19 protein-coding genes are annotated in these 20,086 nt (G+C 54.3%); 5 read left to right on the top strand and 14 right to left on the bottom strand.

Annotated features, from left to right (window positions below):
• Position 1: 1 nt before the first annotated feature.
• Both G512_RS0102715 and G512_RS19800 read right to left on the bottom strand, forming a co-directional pair.
• Entirely contained in the window at positions 2-1,195 is a 1,194-nt protein-coding gene (locus tag G512_RS0102715) for a CobW family GTP-binding protein (RefSeq protein WP_036488334.1), read from the bottom strand.
• Positions 1,196-1,227: 32 nt separating this feature from the next.
• A complete protein-coding gene (locus G512_RS19800) occupies positions 1,228-2,652 on the bottom strand; it encodes a D-alanyl-D-alanine carboxypeptidase family protein (protein ID WP_051268822.1) in 1,425 nt (474 codons plus the stop codon).
• Between the two features lie 291 nt (positions 2,653-2,943).
• On the opposite strand from G512_RS19800, the gene G512_RS0102725 reads away from it, so the two are divergent.
• Positions 2,944-3,363: a lysozyme inhibitor LprI family protein gene (locus tag G512_RS0102725; RefSeq protein WP_028480369.1), complete on the top strand. Its 420-nt coding sequence runs from the start codon at positions 2,944-2,946 to the stop codon at positions 3,361-3,363.
• 70 nt (positions 3,364-3,433) lie between these two features.
• Here the strand turns inward: G512_RS0102725 and yiaY are convergent, their stop codons facing one another.
• Positions 3,434-4,582, bottom strand: a complete 1,149-nt coding sequence (gene yiaY, locus G512_RS0102730; RefSeq protein ID WP_028480370.1) for an L-threonine dehydrogenase — start codon at positions 4,580-4,582, stop codon at positions 3,434-3,436.
• A 508-nt stretch (positions 4,583-5,090) separates the two neighbouring features.
• On the opposite strand from yiaY, the gene G512_RS19805 reads away from it, so the two are divergent.
• Together G512_RS19805 and acs are read left to right on the top strand one after the other, a co-directional pair.
• Positions 5,091-5,495 carry a DUF1761 domain-containing protein gene (locus G512_RS19805; protein ID WP_028480371.1) on the top strand — a complete coding sequence of 135 codons (405 nt, stop codon included), beginning with the start codon at positions 5,091-5,093 and terminating at the stop codon, positions 5,493-5,495.
• 237 nt (positions 5,496-5,732) lie between these two features.
• A complete protein-coding gene (gene acs / locus G512_RS0102740) occupies positions 5,733-7,679 on the top strand; it encodes an acetate--CoA ligase (RefSeq protein WP_028480372.1) in 1,947 nt (648 codons plus the stop codon).
• 82 nt (positions 7,680-7,761) lie between these two features.
• Here the strand turns inward: acs and G512_RS0102745 are convergent, their stop codons facing one another.
• The 6 genes from G512_RS0102745 to trmD form a co-directional block, all read right to left on the bottom strand.
• Complete coding sequence (locus G512_RS0102745; protein ID WP_028480373.1) at positions 7,762-9,162, bottom strand: pilus assembly protein TadG-related protein; 1,401 nt, start codon at positions 9,160-9,162, stop codon at positions 7,762-7,764.
• 123 nt (positions 9,163-9,285) lie between these two features.
• The gene (locus tag G512_RS0102750; RefSeq protein ID WP_028480374.1) at positions 9,286-9,843 is read right to left on the bottom strand and encodes an HNH endonuclease; all 558 of its coding nucleotides are present in this window, start codon (positions 9,841-9,843) and stop codon (positions 9,286-9,288) included.
• Positions 9,844-10,098: 255 nt separating this feature from the next.
• Entirely contained in the window at positions 10,099-11,505 is a 1,407-nt protein-coding gene (gene leuC, locus G512_RS0102755) for a 3-isopropylmalate dehydratase large subunit (protein ID WP_028480375.1), read from the bottom strand.
• A 237-nt stretch (positions 11,506-11,742) separates the two neighbouring features.
• Positions 11,743-12,624: a metallophosphoesterase gene (locus G512_RS19810; RefSeq protein WP_051268824.1), complete on the bottom strand. Its 882-nt coding sequence runs from the start codon at positions 12,622-12,624 to the stop codon at positions 11,743-11,745.
• Positions 12,625-12,754: 130 nt separating this feature from the next.
• Entirely contained in the window at positions 12,755-13,219 is a 465-nt protein-coding gene (gene rplS, locus G512_RS0102775) for a 50S ribosomal protein L19 (protein ID WP_028480377.1), read from the bottom strand.
• A 207-nt stretch (positions 13,220-13,426) separates the two neighbouring features.
• Positions 13,427-14,131, bottom strand: coding sequence for a tRNA (guanosine(37)-N1)-methyltransferase TrmD (gene trmD, locus G512_RS0102780; RefSeq protein WP_028480378.1), 705 nt, complete (start codon positions 14,129-14,131; stop codon positions 13,427-13,429).
• 201 nt (positions 14,132-14,332) lie between these two features.
• On the opposite strand from trmD, the gene G512_RS0102785 reads away from it, so the two are divergent.
• On the top strand, positions 14,333-14,806 hold the full coding sequence (locus tag G512_RS0102785; protein WP_028480379.1) for a hypothetical protein: 474 nt from the start codon (positions 14,333-14,335) through the stop codon (positions 14,804-14,806).
• On the opposite strand, the gene rimM is transcribed toward G512_RS0102785, so the two are convergent.
• Genes rimM through ffh form a run of 4 tightly spaced genes read right to left on the bottom strand, consistent with a single transcriptional unit; the run spans position 14,803 to position 17,674 of the window.
• Positions 14,803-15,354, bottom strand: coding sequence for a ribosome maturation factor RimM (rimM, locus tag G512_RS0102790; RefSeq protein WP_028480380.1), 552 nt, complete (start codon positions 15,352-15,354; stop codon positions 14,803-14,805). The genes G512_RS0102785 and rimM overlap by 4 nt on opposite strands.
• Positions 15,355-15,389: 35 nt before the next feature.
• Positions 15,390-15,782: a 30S ribosomal protein S16 gene (rpsP, locus tag G512_RS0102795; protein WP_028480381.1), complete on the bottom strand. Its 393-nt coding sequence runs from the start codon at positions 15,780-15,782 to the stop codon at positions 15,390-15,392.
• Between the two features lie 11 nt (positions 15,783-15,793).
• Positions 15,794-16,117, bottom strand: a complete 324-nt coding sequence (locus G512_RS0102800; protein ID WP_028480382.1) for a chorismate mutase — start codon at positions 16,115-16,117, stop codon at positions 15,794-15,796.
• Positions 16,118-17,674, bottom strand: coding sequence for a signal recognition particle protein (ffh, locus tag G512_RS0102805; RefSeq protein ID WP_028480383.1), 1,557 nt, complete (start codon positions 17,672-17,674; stop codon positions 16,118-16,120). It abuts the gene before it with no gap.
• Between the two features lie 391 nt (positions 17,675-18,065).
• Between ffh and G512_RS0102810 the strand changes: the two genes are divergently transcribed.
• Positions 18,066-19,046, top strand: coding sequence for an alpha/beta hydrolase (locus G512_RS0102810; protein WP_028480384.1), 981 nt, complete (start codon positions 18,066-18,068; stop codon positions 19,044-19,046).
• Positions 19,047-19,194: 148 nt separating this feature from the next.
• Here G512_RS0102810 and G512_RS0102815 read toward each other — a convergent pair whose 3' ends face one another.
• Positions 19,195-19,881: a YggS family pyridoxal phosphate-dependent enzyme gene (locus G512_RS0102815; RefSeq protein ID WP_028480385.1), complete on the bottom strand. Its 687-nt coding sequence runs from the start codon at positions 19,879-19,881 to the stop codon at positions 19,195-19,197.
• Positions 19,882-20,086 lie beyond the last annotated feature (205 nt).

Genomic DNA, 20,086 nt, shown 5'->3' on the forward strand with positions numbered 1-20,086 from the left:
CTTACTTGAAGGACCCGCTGAAGCCAGAAATAGACAACGGATTGTCCATCATCGCCTGGCGATCCGGGGTATCGGATTGAACCTGTCCGGCGAAGGCATCGAACATCCGCTTCACGAACCCCTCCGACAAGTCTTTTGTTATGAACACCATACGCGTGCGTTCATCACCATCGGGCCACTTTTCAAGCCGCACTGGCGGATGAAACACGTGCTGAACCCCGTGGATGACCAAGGGCTGGTCCGGCTTCTCCGAAGTCTTGATGATGCCTTTGACCCGTAACAGCTTTGGCCCATGGGCCGATCGCAGCAGATCAATGAACATCTCCAACGCCGCTTCAGGAATGGCTGTAGATGTTGCCAGCGTAAAGGCGCGCACCGTGTCTCCGTGACGGTTCACATCATGGTGGTGATGACCATGATGGTGATCGTGGTGGTGATGGTGGTGATGGTGCCCGTCACCGTGATGGTGGTGATCATGCTCGTCACGGTAGGCTTCTTCCTTGAGCCACCGCGCCACTTCCGGGATCTTCGTGTCGGGATTGTAAAGCCCGCAGTTGATCAAGGCTGAAGCTGCAACGTTTCCGTTTTGCGCATCCAGAACCTCGGCGCCGGGGTTCAACTCTTTCAAGCGCTGGCGCAGCTGCTCGTAGCTGGCCTGCCGAGCCTCACTGTCCAGAAGGTCTGTCTTTGTCAGCACCACACGGTCTGCCACTGCAGCCTGTTTGACCGCTTCCTCATGGCCGTTGAGGGTGTCCAGTCCATTCACCGCGTCAACCAAAGTGACAACACCGTCCAACCGGTAGCGCATCACGAGATAAGGATGAAGCATGACGCTGTGCAGCACGGGCGCCGGATCAGCCAATCCGGTGGTTTCAATGATGACGCGGTTCAGCTTCTTCATCCGACCATTATCGATCCGCCGCAGAAGGTCTTCCAGCGTGTTGATCAGATCGCCCCGGATGGTACAGCACAGACAGCCCGACGATAGCTCGATGATACCATCTTCGACCGTATCAACCAGCAGGTGGTCGAGCCCGATCTCACCGAATTCATTGATGATGACCGCCGTATCCTCCAGGATCGGATCCTTGAGGATGCGGTTCAAAAGGGTCGTCTTGCCCGAGCCCAGAAAACCGGTAATCACCGTCAGCGGAATTGGTTCCGGCGGCCGCTTCCGCCCGTTTTCACTAGCCATACCTACCCATAAGCCACAGGCTGGGCAGCGCGTCAATTGATCCGCGTCGGCTCTCGCTCTGATTTGTACAACCCGCCGGGCCCGCCAAAGAAGTGTTTTTCAATTGGCGGCGAACCGGCGTCGCGGTCCACCAGTTGCACACGGGGCTGCGCCTCACCCGCAAACAGAAGAGACGCATTGTGCCCATTGACCCCGTCCCGCACAAACGGATCAGGGTGGCGCAGATAGCTCTGCTTTCTGGGCGGCACAGGAACGTCCGCTGGCACGGCCACCGGGGACGCCTTGAACGGCTTGGGCATGGGCAGCGGAACTTCCGCGCCCGGCACCAACAACTGCGCAATTGCGCTGGCCGGTTTGCCTACATGAACTTCATAGGGCTGCAAAGCCGCCAACCGCGGCCCCATCAGCTGTTCATGCACCAATGTCCAGTCTATGCGCTTGTTGTCCTTGAAAACCGAAAGGCCCGCTGGCGCCGGTTGGTCTGTTTTTGCGTAGGCCAGCAACGGCGCATTCACGCGTTTCTCGCCAAACCGGTCTACCAGTTGCTGTGCATCAGGCTGTTTGTTGCGCTGACAATAGCGCGGTTCCGGCAGCGGCAGGGACCCGGCGGTATTCAGATCCGCAATGGACGGGCCGCGATGGCGCTTGAAGCCCGTTTCAATCAGGCGGCGGGCGAAGGCGTTGCGTTCCAGTTCGGAGGCGGACCCCAGCACCACAGCCAACAGTGTGCGCCCCTTGCGCGTGGCAGTAACCACCACATTGAAGCCAGAGTCACAAATATACCCGGTCTTGATGCCACTGGCGCCCGGAACCCGCAACAGGAACTCGGCAATGCCCGACTTCATCGTGCGCTTGCCAAAACGAATTGCGGGCTTGTTCAGATAGTCATGATACTGCGGAAAATGGTTCCACAACGCCATGCCCATCAGTGCCATGTCTCTGGCAGACGTTACCTGCCGCTCATCAGGCAAGCCGTGCGGATTGACGAAGGTCGTCTGGCTCATGCCCAGGCGGCGGGCTTCCCCATTCATCAACTGTACGAAGGCGTCTTCTGAACCGGCAACACTGTGAGCAATGGAGGCGGCGATGTCATTGGCCGATTTCACCATCAGCATCATCAAGGCGTCGTGCAGGCTGACTTGTGTTCCAACCTTGAACCCCATTTTGCTGGGAGGAAGCTCATGTGCTGCAGCGCTCACAACCACAGGGCTGGAAAGGGTCAACTCCCCCTGTTCGATCTTCCGAAACACGACATAAGCGGTCATCATCTTGGTAAGGGATGCCGGATGCCAGGGGCGCGTTGCCGAATACTGCTCAAGCACGGTTCCATCGCGGGCATCCACCACCATCCATGCAGCAACATCAGCCCGCGCCGGTGCAGCACTCAAAATCGCTACCAGAACCAGCACGAAACTGCAGGCAATCACCTGACCCTTGCGCAACACTGCATGGCACATACCAAAATCACCCTTGTTTGTTCGCGATAAAGCGTCATCCCTGTGCAATCTGACAGAGAACACCCTAACGTCAACCAACCTTAAACCCCAGTCCTGTGTGGCCTTATCCGCCCATTTCGCAGGAATGTGGATGCACCCGCCCACAATGACCGCAATCCACAGGGATATTTAGGCGCACCTTAACCAACGAGATCCTCAAGGCACACAGGAAGCTAACACGCAAACATTTCGGTTAGGTTGCATTAGGACAATTACGATAGCCTGACAAAAACAATAACAAGGCGCAAATCCATGAAAAACCTTGGTTCGGCACTCTTCAGCATTCCGTTGGCTTTCCTTGCAACTACCCTTCACGCAGACGAGATTGATGAATGCCAGAAAACGCTCGGAGCCGCACAGCGTCACCTGTGCGCCGATGCCGAATACCGGAAAGCTGCAGTTCAACTCCTCAAAACCTATGAACAAGCGCAAAACGCGATCAACACAATGGACGCTCCGGAAGATCGCAAGGCGCTTGCCCGCCAGCGCCTTGAATCCAATCAGACAGCCTGGGTCTCTTACCGCGATACAACCTGCAACATCGTGTCCAACCTGACAGACCAGATGGCGCCGAAAACCGCCAAGTGTCTGACGAAGCTGACCCGAGAACGAACCGATGATCTTGAAAAATTGTTGGAGTCCGGTGCTGTGTTCGCGCCACCGCCACAATGAAAAACGCCGCGGACACAATGGCCCGCAGCGCTTTCTCAGGTTCAAAAGTTGAGGCCTCCCTGAAAAGCCCTTACATGGCAGCCTTGTAGATTGCCGTGATTTCTTCGGCGGTTGCCTGTTTTGGATTTGTCAGACCGCAGGCATCCTTCAACGCATTTTCTGTAAGCGTGGGAATATCTTCTTCCTTCACTTCCAGCTCCGTCAAGCCGGCCGGAATGCCGATATCCTTGGCCAACTCCTGAATGGCAACAAGAGCGGCTTCTGCCCCCTCTTGCGGGCTCATGTCGGTCACATCCACACCCATGGCCTTGGCTACATCACGCAACCGCTCTGGACAAACCTGCGCATTGTACCGCTGGACATGCGGCAACAAGATCGCGTTGCAAACACCATGTGGCAAATCATAGAACCCGCCCAGTTGGTGCGCCATGGCATGCACATAGCCAAGCGAAGCGTTATTGAAGGCCATACCTGCCATGAACTGCGCATACGCCATCTGCTCACGCGCATCGATGTTCTGTCCGTCCTTCACCGCCGTGCGCAAATGCAACTGAATAAGTTCAATCGCCTTGAGGGCGCAAGCATCCGTGATCGGCGTGGCGGCGATGGAAACATAAGCTTCAACCGCGTGTGTCAGCGCATCCATACCCGTTGCTGCGGTCAACCCGGCGGGTTTTGCCAGCATCAGCTCAGGATCATTCACCGAGATCAGCGGCGTTGTGTTCTTGTCCACGATCGCCATTTTGATATGCCGCTCTTCATCCGTAATGATGCAGAAGCGGGTCATTTCAGAGGCTGTACCAGCCGTGGTGTTGATCGCCACAAGCGGCAACTGTGGTAGGGAGGACTTGTCCACGCCCTCATAATCAGCAATGCCGCCGCCATTGGTGGCAACCAAGGCAATGCCCTTGGCGCAGTCGATGGGCGAGCCACCGCCCAGCGCGATCACGAAGTCACATTCCTCTTCCTTCAGCAGCTTGACGCCGCCCTCAACGTTCCCGATCGTCGGGTTGGGCTGAGATCCGTCGTAAATCACTGTGGCAACGCCATGTTCTCCGAACAGCTCAGCTACCGATTGGACAACGCCGAGTTTGCTCAACACCTTGCCGCAGACAATCAAGCCCTTTTTGAAGCCGCGATCCTTAACATCCGCAACGGCTTCCTTCAGGCATCCTGCGCCCATCATGTTGACACTCGGAATAAAGAACGTGCTGGTCATGCGCATCTCCCTCACCAGTCATGGTGTTACTGCTAAAGTCTCCCGAACACCCCACACAACCGAGACGGCTCCATTTAGGGGCAGCACCACCGTTCATTTCAGGAAAAAGGTAGCATGAGCTAAATCGATACAATTGATCTAAAGCAAAACTAGTAATTTCACTAGTACTTTTGTATTTCACAAAGTATCCAATTGTGTTCAATCCAAAATAGTGAATTAATTTCATTCTAATCTGCCGAAAACTCTTGAGCAGCATTAGAATATATTAGGCGTATCTAATTTATATAACTTTCAAATGGAATAGCGCCTTGGACGAAAAGTTAGGTCCTTGGCCTTGTACAGGTCTGGTAAACTTCATTGCTTCACAGCGCAAAAAACAGCGGATTCGGAAAATCATGAATTGTATCGGCGGCTTGTCCCGTTGCCCATGGCCCCTTCCAAAGACCGGTTTCAAGCATGCCCAACTGATCAGAAAATGCGCGCGCCGCACGGCAGGAGACGCGAGCCGATGATGTTTGATGGCGTCTACTTGCCAGCTGTTGTGTATGCTGCACTTTTATCTTTTGGGTTTGGGGCCGCCTATTATCGGCTGCTCGCCGGGCCATGGCGACGGGCAGCCGGGCTGACACACAGCGAAGCGCAGGTTAAATGGCACACAATACTGCTTGCATTCGCTTGTGAAACCTTGATGGCCTTCGTATTGGCCGGTGTGATTTACCATACGGCGGCAGTCACCCCGCGCAATGGCATCATCTCGGCGGTCATGATCTGGGCCGGGTTCATGGTCATGGGTTTGATCATCAACCACCGTTTCCAGAAAGCCCCCTGGGCCCTGACAGTCATCAACGCCGGGCACTGGCTGGGAGTGCTTGTCATCCAGGGGGCAGCCTATGGATACTTCGCCCCCACCTGAAAAAGGCGTTTTTGCGAAGTTTCCCGCTCGGCAAGGGGCAGAGCCAACACCTGCTGGCCGTGAATTCTACTCAGGCCCCAACTCGTTTTATCTATGAAAAACTCAATACATAATCACGGGTGGCAGGCTACCAAAGTTCGATAGCAATCGGCTGGACGGTCAAAATATCCACTCCCATAATGCAGCCGATGACGAGTTGGCCCGCCCGTGGGCTTTTCTGCATTGGGGAGGAACGCCATGACAGGCGAAGTGTTTCCGGTGCCGGCAGATATTGCTGCCGATGCACTGATCAACAATGACCGCTATTTGGAACTCTACAACCAGTCAGTTTCCGATCCCGAAGCTTTCTGGCGCGAACACGGCCAGCGGATCGACTGGATCAAGCCTTACACCAAGGTCAAGAATACATCCTACGACTATCACAATGTGTCCATCAAATGGTTCGAGGACGGAACGCTCAACGTGGCCGCCAACTGTGTTGATCGACATCTGGCCACGCGCGGTGACCAACCGGCCATCATCTGGGAGGGGGACGATCCTTCTGAGCACAAGGTCATCACCTACAAGGAGCTGTCGGAGGCGGTGAACCGGCTTGCCAACGTGTTCAAGGCCAATGGTGTCGAGAAGGGAGATCGCGTCACCATCTATATGCCGATGATCCCGGAAGCGGCCTATGCCATGTTGGCCTGCGCGCGCATCGGGGCCATTCACTCCATCGTTTTCGGCGGTTTTTCGCCAGACAGCCTGGCGGGCCGGATCGAAGATTGCCAATCCCGCTTTGTCATCACCTCCGATGAAGGACTGCGTGGTGGACGCACGGTGCCGCTGAAAGAAAACACGGACCGTGCCATCGAGAAGTGCGGCGGGGTCGACAAGGTGTTTGTCGTCAGGCGCACCGGCGCCGACGTCCCCATGACAGCGGGCCGCGACCTCTGGTATCACGAGGAAATCGAGAAAGTTCCCGCCGAATGCGCGCCGGAAGAAGTGAACGCTGAAGATCCGCTGTTCATTCTTTACACCTCCGGATCAACCGGAAAACCGAAAGGGGTAATGCACACCTCCGGCGGCTATCTGGTCTACGCGTCAATGACCCATGAATATGTTTTTGATTACAAGCCGGGCGAAGTGTACTGGTGCACCGCCGATGTGGGCTGGGTGACAGGGCACAGCTACATCGTCTACGGGCCGCTCGCCAACGGTGCCACCACGCTCATGTTTGAAGGCGTGCCAACCTATCCGTCACCTGCGCGTTTCTGGGAAGTCTGTGACAAACACAATGTCAGCATCTTCTACACCGCCCCCACCGCCATTCGCGCGTTGATGGGAGCTGGCGAGGAGCACGTCAAAAAGACCTCGCGGAAATCCTTGCGCATACTGGGATCTGTGGGCGAACCCATCAATCCGGAAGCCTGGATTTGGTATCACGATGTGGTGGGCGAAGGCCGGTGTCCAATCGTCGACACATGGTGGCAAACAGAAACCGGCGGGATCCTGATTGCCCCTCTCCCGGGCGCAACGGACCTCAAGCCCGGCTCTGCGACACGGCCTTTCTTTGGCGTCCAGCCGGCCATTGTGGATAGCGAAGGCAACTTCCTCGACGGCGCGACCGAAGGTAATCTGGTGATCACCGACAGTTGGCCAGGCCAGATGCGTACGGTTTACGGCGACCATGAGCGCTTCGTGCAAACCTACTTTGCCACCTACAAAGGTCTTTACTTCACCGGGGACGGGTGTCGCCGCGATGAGGACGGGTACTACTGGATCACGGGCCGCGTTGACGATGTCATCAACGTGTCTGGGCACCGCATGGGTACCGCTGAAGTGGAAAGCGCTCTCGTCGCTCACCCCAAGGTCTCAGAGGCTGCCGTGGTGGGCTACCCTCACGACCTGAAGGGACAAGGCATTTATGCCTATGTCACGTTGATGGAAGGCGAAGAACCTTCAGAGGAATTGCACAAGGAACTGGTCAAGCACGTCCGAGCCGAAATCGGACCAATTGCATCACCCGACCTGATCCAGTTTGCTCCTGGTCTTCCCAAGACCCGGTCGGGCAAGATCATGCGTCGCATCCTGCGCAAGATCGCCGAAGACAGCTTCGATAATCTGGGCGATACCTCAACTCTGGCTGACCCAACCGTGGTGGGGGATCTGATCGATAACCGGCAAAACCGCGGCAAGGCCTGATAACGCAGAAAATACGCATTTCATTCAAACCAACGCAAAAGGCGCTCAAAATGGGCGCCTTTTCTTTTCTACACCACCTACGCTATTTGGAGAGGTAGATCGCCTTGATATCCTGTGCAATCTGAGCGAAGGCGGCGGTCAAATCTTCAGCACTTTTGGCATTGTAATACGTGTCATCCTCGTCGGTTGCGCAGTATTTCATCAGGCGTGCAGGACGAGAATAATCATCTCTTCCGAAGTAAACAGAGTATATTCTGATCTTTTCATTTTTGTTCTTCGTTTCTTTCATATGATCGCAAATGTCTTCAGCAGTTTCCTCAGAATCATATACTGGATTCTGCCCACATCCGCTATAACGAATAGTTGCCCATCCGCTCAAAGAACGGCAATACCAATCCCAATTACTTCGTTTATATTCTCCACTCTTCCTGAAGGTCGTATTGAACTCACCATCCGTCATCAGGACAATGAATTTCAGATCGTTGTCCTGATAATAGTCGGCCGGCATGCTCCCGTTGTCGATGGAGTTCCAAAGCGACGCCCAATTGGGAGACAGAGTGTAGTAGCCCCACGCAATGCCGGTGTGCCCAGCCGTACCGCCACTTGCTGACATCTTATTGATTTCATTTTTTAATTTTTCTTTGTTGGAAGTCAGAGGAACCAAGGTGGACTTTGACGGGCACCCCGTGCTGCCCCCACCGAAATACTCGATCCGGTTGTTGACCTTCTTGTTCCAGGGCGCATCTGTCGTGCTGTCATCCCCCATTCTTTCAGTCAGGCAATGTTTTCTGGCCTGACCATTTGAAACCAAATCCGACAGCTCGATATCAGGTCCGATGCGCGTTACCGTAAGTTCGCCATTCACACCCTCACTATACGGCACCAGCGCAATACGCACACGGCTTCCCGAGCCGGTCTTGGCATCCGGAAGCAAGGTCGTGACCAGGTTCTTGGCCGCCTTTTTCAAGTCAGTCATATGGTTTCTCATGGATCCGGTGACGTCCAGAACCATCGTAACCTCAGCATTTCTGGTCGGGAAAGACGCTTGAGCCGACGTTCGAACAGAAAGAGACTTCAGTTCGGATGTGTCATATCCCATCAGGTCGAGATGATGGATAAAGAAGGTCGGCACCTCCGCAATGATGGATGCTTCGACCCGCCCGCCAATCGGGTCCAAGGAAAATTCAGGCGTCCGGCGGATCACGTCGTCATAAAGTTGTCCATCCTGCAAATTGGCGTCGAAATAGGCAGCAAACGTAGATTTCGCCTGAGCTTGGGTCATGATTGTTGTCGATGCCTCGCGCGCAACTGCCAACAATGCATTGTCCATGGCGTGATTGAGAGTTTGGCGGGTGTTGATTGCCCGCGCGAAGTCAATCGCTGCCCCAGCCACCACGATAAGAATGACTATCATGACGGCCGCAATGGGCAGCACAACTCCCCGTTCGCAGCCAAGAAAACCGGTTGCCCGTTTGAACGGCATTGAAGACACCCCTACCCGAAAATATTATTAGGTAAGGATACCAGTACCGCATTTGCGGTTTGAGAATTGTTAAAGTTTTATCGAGCCGAACGTTCCTGCAAACAGCGTAAACACCGCATTAACTCATGGTTCCAATTCGGTATCCCAATACAGGAAGTCGATCCAGCTTTCATGCAGGTAGTTGGGCGGAAACATCCGTCCATTGTTGTGCAGATCATGAACGGTTGGCATGTATGGCATCTGCAACGGCTTCATGTTCATTTCCTGCCATGACTTGTTGGATTTGCGCACATTACAAGGCGAACAGGCGGTAATGACGTTGTCCCAGGTTGTCAGTCCCCCCTTCGAGCGCGGAATCAAGTGGTCGAAGGTGAGATCATGATGCGTGCCACAATATTGGCACTGAAAGCGATCTCTCAAGAATACATTAAAGCGGGTAAAGGCGGGATATCGGTTGGGTTTGACGAAGTTTTTGAGCGCAACAACGCTCGGAAGTCGAAAGTTGAAGCTCGGACTTCGAACACTCACATCATAGTGCGAGACAATGTCCACCCGGTCCATGAACACCGCCTTGACGGTATCCTGCCACGACCATAGTGACAGGGGATAATAGGACAAAGGCCTGTAATCCGCATTGAGCACCAGAGCCGGATGGGTGCCAGCGGGTACCGCAGTAGTCACGTTTTGTTCCTCACTTGCGACCTAAAGATCATAGTAAGTTCGTTACGAATGTCTTCGGTGCCTAGATTATTGTAGGCACTGGGTGACAGTCTTGTGAAGACAGAACGTGAACCTGTGGTCTACTTATTCCTTCCCAAAGGTTATTAGAGCCAAACAAGTGGTTGTTTTTATGGATATCTGCCGCTTTGCAACCGAAAAACAAAAAAACGGGCATTACGCCGCAATGCCCGTTTCCCCATAAACTTGATGGCAGATTTATGACCAATCGCGAATATCAACGAAGGTTCCCGTCACAGCCGCAGCGGCTGCCATGGCAGGCGAAACCAGATGTGTACGCCCCTTGAATCCCTGACGCCCTTCAAAATTCCGGTTCGAGGTCGATGCGCAACGCTCTCCTGGTGCCAACTTGTCCGCATTCATGGCCAAACACATGGAACACCCCGGCTCCCGCCATTCAAACCCGGCAGCTTTGAAGATTTCATCCAGTCCTTCGGCTTCGGCTTGCGCTTTCACCAAGCCGGAACCGGGCACAACCATCGCGTTCACATGGCTCGCAACGGTTTTTCCCTTCACCATCTCTGCCGCAGCGCGAAGGTCTTCTATGCGCCCATTGGTGCACGATCCGATGAAGACACGATCCAACTTGATGTCAGTGATCTTCTGTCCCGGAACCAATCCCATGTATTCCAGCGCACGTTTTTTCGACAGGCGGCGGTTTTCGTCTTCAATGCCGTCAGGATCCGGCACTTCCCCGGTGACCGCAACAACATCTTCCGGTGAAGATCCCCACGTAACAATCGGCGGCAAGTTCGCAGCGTCCAGTACGATTTCCTTGTCGAACTGCGCTCCATCATCCGAATAAAGCGTTTTCCAATAGGATTTGGCCATTTCCCACGCTGCGCCTTTCGGCGCCTTGGGACGCCCCTCCAGATATGCAAACGTTACCTCATCCGGAGCAATCAACCCTGCCCGTGCCCCAGCTTCAATAGACATGTTGCACACGGTCATGCGACCTTCCATGGACAATGCCTGAATTGCTTCGCCAGCATATTCAATGACATAGCCAGTGCCACCTGCCGTGCCCAACTCTCCAATGATAGCCAGCACGATATCCTTGGCAGTGACCCCTGCAGGCAACTGCCCATTCACGGTGACGCGCAGATTCTTGGCCTTTTTCTGAATGAGTGTTTGCGTCGCAAGAACATGCTCAACTTCAGAGGTTCCGATGCCATGAGCCAAAGAGCCAAAAGCACCATGAGTAGAGGTATGGCTGTCACCGCATACGATGGTCATACCCGGCAAAGTAAACCCTTGTTCTGGCCCGACAATGTGAACCACACCCTGGCGTTGATCCAGCTCTGAATAGTATTCAATACCGAACTCGGCGGCGTTCTTGGCAAGTGTGTCCACCTGCAACGCGCTCTCGGGATCATCAATGCCGTTGGAACGATCTGTTGTCGGCACGTTATGATCCACTACCGCCAAGGTACGTTTGGGATGACGAACAGGACGACCAGTCATCCGCAGACCTTCGAATGCCTGCGGGCTCGTCACCTCATGAACAAGGTGCCGATCAATGTAAAGCAGGCTCGTTCCATCTTCCTGTGTCGTGACAACGTGGGTGTCCCATATTTTGTCATAGAGTGTTTTGGCCTGCGACATTGCGCGATCTCCTGGAAAGCCCGTCTCACATCATGCCATATCCTTTGACGCGGCACCTGCGAGTATCTTGTTCTCTTGTAAATTTGCTTCGAGTGTTAATCCCGACACTCTGCGGGCGGTCGATAAAGGCATACCGTCCGTGTTCTGCGAAGTATAATGAGGCCAAGCCGGTAAAAAGCGCAAGAACCGCGACATTGAGAATCTCTCAATACCTTTTGATCCAGAAACCAAAACAGCTCAATGCCTTGGTTTCTCTGGGTTTGCAGGTACCAGATCAATGAGTAAAACCTCCGGCGGACAATTGAACCTGATTGGCAACCGCGAACACCCCAGACCGGCTGTAACAATCATCTTCACCGATCCTTTCTCGAACACCCCTTTCGCGAACCGGCGCCCAAACCTTGAAGGAACCATGATCGCGCCCCAAAACGGCAATCGAATTTGGCCGCCGTGAGTATGGCCACTCAAAATCAACCCTATCCGCTCTGGCACTTCATCAAAAATGTCCGGTTCATGGGCGAGCAATATGGCGGGGTTCCCGTCGGCGGGAATGGATGCAAGCGTGGCAGGCAGATCATCTGCGCGCTCGCGCCCCTCAAACATCTTCCCGTTGGTATACTGATCGCCCAACCCGGCAATCCAAACGCCGACCCCGTCAGACAGGGCAACAAACCGAACCTCGTTTTCCAGAACCTTGATTTGCTGTGAAGTGAGAATAGCGCGCGTTCCGGCGAGATCCTCCGCCCAGTCATGATTCCCTAGAACGGCATAACGACCCAAAGGCGCATGCAAAGACCCAATCGCAGGGCCCCAGTGTTCGGGTGAAACTGCCTTTGAGGAACAAAACGGCGGATGCATACCGGTTTCGAAATCGCCCAGAAGAAAAACCAGATCAGGTTTGATCCGGTTCACTTGATGGGCAATGCGGCGAATACGGCGCGGCGACATCCAAGGTTTGCTCGCATGAAGATCGCCAAGCGCCACAACGCGAACCGGTTGACACAAGCCCGCCAAAGAAACGTTGAAGTGACGCAAGACCGGGTCCCGAAATGGCTCAAGCAACACGGCATAAGCCAGAACAAGAAGGCCGAGAATGAAAATGGCTATCGCAATCCACATTTCCTCAACCTACTGGCTCCTCCCATTGGTATCCAGCTAGCAGTTCTTTTAGGGACAGATGGTACCGGAAACGAAAAAGGCCCCATGGACCAAAATCCACGGGGCCTTGAATAGCGTTGGGATACTTGGCTTATTCGCCGGAAGCTTCCGCAGCTGCTTCTGCCTTCGCAGCAGCCTTGGCTGCGCGTGCTTCAGCTGCTGCCGTACGCTGTTGTTCGTTGAGACGCTTCGCACGAGCGTTGGTCGCTTCAACAATACGTGCAGACTTACCGCGACGCTCACGCAGGTAGTACAGCTTCGCACGACGTACCTTACCGCGGCGGATCACCTCTACACCCTCAATCATCGGGCTGTAGACCGGGAATACACGTTCAATGCCTTCGCCGTAGGAAATCTTGCGAACGGTAAAGTTCTCGTTGATACCGCCGCCAGAGCGAGCAATGCAGACACCTTCGTAAGCCTGTACACGGGTACGTGTACCTTCTGTCACACGTACGTCAACACGCACGGTGTCACCCGGAGAAAACTCAGGAAGCTTACGCTGTTCTTCAATGCGCGCCATTTCTTCGGCGTTCAGCTGCTCGATGATATTCATGGCAGTTTTTCCATTCTTCAATTGGTCAGAGCGTCCACAAACGATCCAGCCGTGGGGGACGGGTTCACCAAACCTAGGCATATGCCGGAAACTGGAGCGACAAGGGCTCCTATTCAATCGGTGCAGACAGAATCTGCCCACCGGTTGGCGTGGTTGATACCTCTTTTCGGCGCCATTGTCACCGGGTTTTGTCGATTTTTTTCAGTCTCAACCGTCGTTTTTTGCCAGATAGGCCGCCCATAGATCAGGCCGCCGCTCCTGCGTCAGCTTTCGCGACTGGTCCAACCGCCACTCGTCAATCAAGCGATGGTTGCCGCTGGTCAATACTTCCGGTACCAGCCGCCCCTCAAACTCCTGCGGGCGCGTATAATGCGGGTGTTCCAGCAAGCCGTTTTCAAAACTCTCCGTCTCGCCGCTCTCGTGGTTTCCCATCACACCTGGCAACAGCCGTACCACCGCATCCAGAACGATGGTTGCCGCCATTTCGCCGCCGGACAAGATGTAGTCACCGATGGACACTTCTTCCAAATTTCGAGCTTCGATCACCCGCTCATCAACACCTTCAAAACGGCCACACACGATAATTACGCCCGGCCCTTGGGCGAGCTCACGTGCACGTTCCTGGGTAAGGGGCTTGCCACGCGGGCTCATCAAAAGCCGAGGCCGAGGGTCGTCAACTTCGGTCACATCGTCGATGGCCTTGGCCAGAATGTCAGCGCGAAGCACCATCCCGGCCCCGCCGCCGGATGGCGTATCATCAACCGAGCGGTGCTTGTCCGTGGCATAGTCCCGAATGCTGGTTGCAGCCAGCTGCCAATCGCCTCGCTCCAGCGCTTTGCCCGAAAGGCTCATACCCAGATTGCCGGGAAACATTTCTGGATAAAGGGTGAGAATGTCCGCGCGAAAACTCATGCTGTCCTGTCAATACACTCGATCTCTTTGTGGCTGCATACCCTATCTACACCATCAAAAACAACAAAATCCAAAGCCGCGGATGATGGAACCGAACGCGGTTCATGTTTGACATGGATTCATGCTCATAAGCTGCCTTACTTTAAGTAATCATTAGAACATGGAGGCGCCTAATCTAAGGGAACACACCGGGACGCAGCCATGATGAAACACTTATCTATCTGTAATAAAACACTTTTCTTGAATATCTCATCTTTGGTGATTCTATTTTTGTTTGCACCCGCCCTGTATTCGGGTGCAATCCCGTCAGCATCACAAAGCTTAGGTGTTTTTGCTCATCTAAGCTATTTTGCTATCCTGACCTGCGCCCTGTTCAGATTTTTCAATCACAAGATCGTTCCAACCTTTCTGACAGGTTGTTGTCTTGCAATTCTCGGCGAAGCACTTGGCGCGCTATTTGGGCTTCAAGAGCCGAAGATCATGATGATTGTTGCTGCAGGTTTAGGGGTGACTTGCGCTTGCTCACTGATGGGACTGATGAGCGCTGATAGTCGGGCTTTGCAACGATATGCGGTACCAGGTAACCACGATCATCGTGCACGCCGGATATCTGATCCGCTGAGCGGCCGCTTCAGGTTGATCCCATGTGAAAAGCGATCGACGTTGCAGTTCTAATTGCCGGCCGTTTCGTCTTCAGGTTCCCCGTCCTCAAAGAAACCGAGGGGCGGTTCAATATAGATGAGGCCATTTTCAAGATCGATCTCGGGAACCGTTTGTCTGTCAAATGGGAAGATAACAGTCTTTCCCGAGCGGTCGCGTACCTCAATCAAGTCTCCCGCGCCAAAGTTTAACAGCGCGATCACGGTGCCATAATCGGTGCCGTCTCGTCCTTGGGTGGGTAACCCGATCAAATCAGAATGATAAAATTCATCCGCATCTTCCGGCGCAGGTAGCCGTTCGCGCGGGATGTAAAGCTTGACGCCATTCAGTGCTTCAGCTTCATTCCGGTCGTTCACACCTTCAAACTTGGTAATAACCACGTTCTTTTGCAGGCGTGCACGTTTGACTTTGAACTTGCGACTGCCGTCTTCTGTTTCCAGCTTGCCGTAGTCGGTGAAGGAGAGCGGATCATCCCCAAATGGTTTGACCCGCACCTCCCCCTTGATGCCATGTGCGGCGCCAATCTGTGCCATTAGAATACGTTTACCGGCGTCAGGTGCCATGAATTCCAAAACTCCGCACAGACTGGTTGCAACTATTATTCGGAAGCTTCAGCTTCGCCAGCAGCAGCTTCTTCAGCTGCAGCCTTGGCTTCAGCTTCGCGAGCCAGCTTCTCGTCCAGACGCTCCTGAGCCTTCTTGCCCAGCTTCGCCTTGTTTGGATTGTTGCGTGGCTCACGCTTCAGGATGCCAGCAGCATCAAGGAAGCGATGAACGCGGTCGGTTGGCTGAGCGCCATTGCCGAGCCAATGCTTGATGCGCTCTTCGTCAAGTTCCACGCGCTTTTCATCAGCCTTTGGCAGCATTGGGTTGTAGCGACCTACAACTTCCAGAAAACGACCATCACGCGGTGCGCGTTCGTCAGCAACAACAATGCGGTAGAAAGGACGCTTTTTTGCGCCACCGCGAGCGAGACGGATTTTCGTAGCCATTTTTTATTCTCCTAGTAATCAGTTTTGCCGCGGTCCGCAGCAATGGCTTCATGATGTCGAATGACTTCTTTGACGATGAAGTTCAGGAACTTCTCCGCAAAATCAGGATCCAGATTGGCGTCGGCAGCCAGACGGCGCAGACGTTCGATCTGTAATTTTTCTCGGGCTGGATCAGCTGGTGGAAGATCGTGAGCCGCTTTCAACTCGCCAACGGCCTTGGTACAACGGAACCGCTCCGCAAGCATGTGAACCAGCGCCGCATCGATGTTGTCGATGCTGGCACGCAAAGATCCGAGCACCTCTGAGGCGCGTTCTGTATCTTGGGTAGTGCTCACTTACTTCTTCCCCTTGCCTAGCCCTGGCAAACCGGACCCACCGCCCAATCCGGGCAGCTTTGGTCCACCGGCACCCGGCAGACCACCGGGGAGTCCTTGCCCCGGCAATCCTTGTGGCAAATCCATTCCGCCCGGCATCTGACCGGACTTGGCCATCTGCTCCAGTTGCTTGGGGTCGATGTTGGGCATACCGCCGCCCATGCCGGGCATGCCGCCACCCATGGCACCCATCATCTTGCCAAGCATACCCTTGCCTTTGCCCTTACCCATGGCCTTCATCATGTCAGCCATCTGGCGATGCATCTTCAAGAGCTTGTTGACTTCCGCCACCTGCACACCGGCACCAGCAGCAATACGCTTTTTCCGGCTGGCCTTGAGAAGCTCCGGCTTGGCACGTTCCTTTTTTGTCATGGACTGAATGATCGCAACCTGTCGCTTGAACATCTTTTCATCGATGTTCGCAGCTTCCATTTGCTTTTTCATCTTGCCCACGCCAGGCATCATCCCCATCAGGCCGGACATACCGCCCATCTTCTCCATTTGTTGGAGCTGATCTTTCAGATCATTGAGGTCGAAATGGCCCTTCTGCATCTTCTTGGCCATTTCAGCTGCTTTTTCAGCATCAATGGCTTCTGAAGCTTTCTCCACGAGCGACACGATATCGCCCATGCCCAGAATACGATCTGCGATGCGCTTGGGATGGAAATCTTCCAGATCCTCGGCTTTTTCACCTGTACCGATCAACTTGATCGGCTGGCCGGTTACCGCACGCATGGACAGGGCCGCACCACCGCGACCGTCACCATCCATACGGGTGAGCATGATCCCCGTTATGCCAACACGTTCATTAAAGCTCTTGGCCAGATTGACGGCATCCTGACCGGTGAGCGCATCGGCAACAAGCAAGATCTCATGAGGATTTGCCGCAGCTTTCACGTCAGCCATCTCAACCATGAGCGGCTCATCAACATGGGTGCGGCCCGCCGTATCCAGCATGACCACATCATAACCGCCCAGCCGTGCTGCATTCATGGCCCGCTTGGCAATGTCCACGGGCTGCTGGCCTTCGATGATCGGCAATGTGTCAACGCCGTTCTGTTCACCCAAGACCTTCAGCTGCTCTTGAGCGGCCGGTCGGCGGGTATCCAGGGAGGCCATCAACACCTTGCGCTTGTCGCGCTGGGTCAAACGACGCGCTATCTTGCCGGTGGCTGTGGTTTTACCCGCACCCTGCAGGCCCACCATCATGATGCAAACCGGCGCAGGCGCATTCAGGTCAATCGGCTGGCTGTCTGTGCCAAGCATCTCCACCAGTTGATCATGGACGATCTTGACGACCATCTGACCAGGCTTGATGGATTTGACGACTTCTGCGCCGACCGCGCGGTTGCGCACTTTGTCGGTAAAGGAACGCACAGTTGGCAGCGCCACATCGGCCTCGATGAGGGCACGGCGCACTTCGCGCAGCGCTTCATTCACATCGGCTTCTGACAAGGCACCGCGCTTGGTCAGCTTATCAAGAATACCGCCCAGGCGATCTGACAGGTTATCGAACATAGCGTTCCTTCAAAATCTTCATTCGGTTTCAAGGTCGGGCCATCCTAAACCCATCACCCTGCTCCGCTCCATAGCAGATGTCACCGTTTTGGCATGCATACATCGTTGTACGCATAGCAAAAAAGCACCCGAGGGCGCATCGCGCTGTCGGGTGTTGACCTCCGGGATCTCTTTATACCTTTTCGGGTCCCGGTCAGTTGCTCCAGTGACATACATGTACGGAGTTGCAGATGACTTAGTTGATGAAAGCAGTGGAGTCAAGCATCTATGCGGAAAGCCGCCATTAAAGGGAACATTCAGCAGGCTTGGTGAATTTCGGTGGCCAGTCTCTGGTCTTGGCTAAATACGTAATTACACATAATGTTGCCGCGACATGATGAAGAGGTTTAGCATGCGCAACATTCTTCTGGTTTTTGTTACGAGCATCATTGCTGTGGTTGCAATTTATTTTCTGGGTCCGCGCGCGTCAGACCGCGCCAGTGTTTCTTTCAATCCCTCCGGAATAGGAGAGGATCTTGACACCTACCTGGCACAAAAGGAAAGCCGCGTGCCGGATATCCGAGAAGGGCTCCAAAAAGAAATCGTTTGGGCCGATCCGCAAACCAAGGAAAAAACGGCCTACTCCATTGTCTACATTCACGGTTTTTCAGCCAGCAAAGAAGAAATTCGACCGATCCCGGACCGCGTGGCAGATCGGCTTCAGGCCAATCTTTATTACACCCGGCTTCAAGGACACGGACGCACAGGCGACGCGATGGCAGAAGGCACCCTGTCTGGCTGGCTGAATGACGTGGCCGAAGCCCTCACCATTGGTCGGCGCATCGGCGACAAAACAATAGTCATCGCCACCTCTACCGGCGCTACCCTCGCCGCATGGGGCAGCCTGAGTCACTCTGACATGATGGCGGGAACGCACGCCATGGTGCTGTTTTCGCCTAACTTTGGTCCCAACGCGGTCGGTTCCTTCCTCCTCGCCGCACCTTTCGCCGAACATTTTGTTCCTTGGCTGTTAGGTCCAACCTACGGCACCAATGCGGGAGCCTCTGCAAAGGAAGACCACGCCTGGACACTCAGCTACGCCTCCAAGGCCCTGATTCCAATGGCCGCAGCCGTGGACGCGGTAAACCGTCTCGACCCGAGCACCAACACCATTCCGACGCTGTTTATCTACGCAATGGAAGACAAGACCGTCGACGCGGCCAAAACCGAAACAGTTTATGAGGCGTGGGCAGAACCGAAATCCCGTATTCTGATTGAAGCCTCAGGTGACCCGAATTTCCATGTGAATGCCGGTGATATCATCAGCCCCGAAAACAACGACAGCGTCACCAACGATATTCTTGAATGGCTCAAATCCCTGGGCTTGAGCTGACGTGACCGGTCTCATCCCTTTAGGTTGTGTTCGTAAGAGAAGGTGCGCGCGGAAGTGTTTGGTAGGCACCAACCGAAGGAGATACATATCGGATTTGCGGAGGATGCCCCATCCGGCCCAATAGGCCGGATGGCATCGACTGTCTAACTTACTTAGTCAGATGTGAGTAATCCCGCTCGCCGAAAATCGCGGAACCAACCCGCACGTGGGTCGCGTTGTGCTGTACGGCAATCTCGTAGTCTGCTGACATGCCCATGGAAAGCTTGTCCAATCCGTTGCGGCGCGCAATCTTCTCAAGCAGAGCAAAGTGCATTCCCGGGGCTTCCTCAACAGGCGGAATGCACATAAGTCCCTCTATCTGCAAACCGTATTCTTCACGACATTTGGCGATGAACGCATCGGCGTCCTGCGGCGCAATGCCAGCTTTTTGCTCTTCCTCACCGGTATTCACCTGGATATAGAGCCGTGGATGCTTGCCTTGTTTGTCCATTTCCGCTTTCAAGGCCTTGGCAATCTTGTCGCGATCCACGCTGTGGATCACATCAAAGGTCTGCACGGCTTCCTTGGCCTTGTTGGATTGCAATGGACCAATGAGATGGAGTTCGACGCCTTCATAATCAGCGCGCAACTCTGGCCATTTGCGCATACCTTCCTGGACCTTGTTCTCCCCGAAGACCCGCTGGCCTGCGTTTAAAACCGGGCGAATATGCTCGGCATCAAACGTCTTGGATACCGCAATCAGTGTCACCGAGCCCGGTGCACGACCGGCATCCTTCTCGGCTTTCGCAATAGCGGCGCGCACAGTGGCCAGACGGTTTTCTGCTTCTTGGCTCATTTTGATCTCCCGAAATGCAGTCGTTTCCTCAGCTTATTACCCAATTTGGCCGCGAGACAGAAGTCTGTTCTGCACCAAATGGGCAAAGTGAAGCTTTTGTCGCTGGCTATTGATGTTTTTTCCTCAGTCAGTAGCTTGACCAAACTCCCAATTTCTGGTGACAGTCCGTTCAATCGATTTTGAATGCCCTTCGGGTACGGCAAAC

The sequence above is a fragment of the Pseudovibrio exalbescens DSM 16456 genome (assembly GCF_000422785.1).
GTDB lineage: Bacteria > Pseudomonadota > Alphaproteobacteria > Rhizobiales > Stappiaceae > Pseudovibrio > Pseudovibrio exalbescens.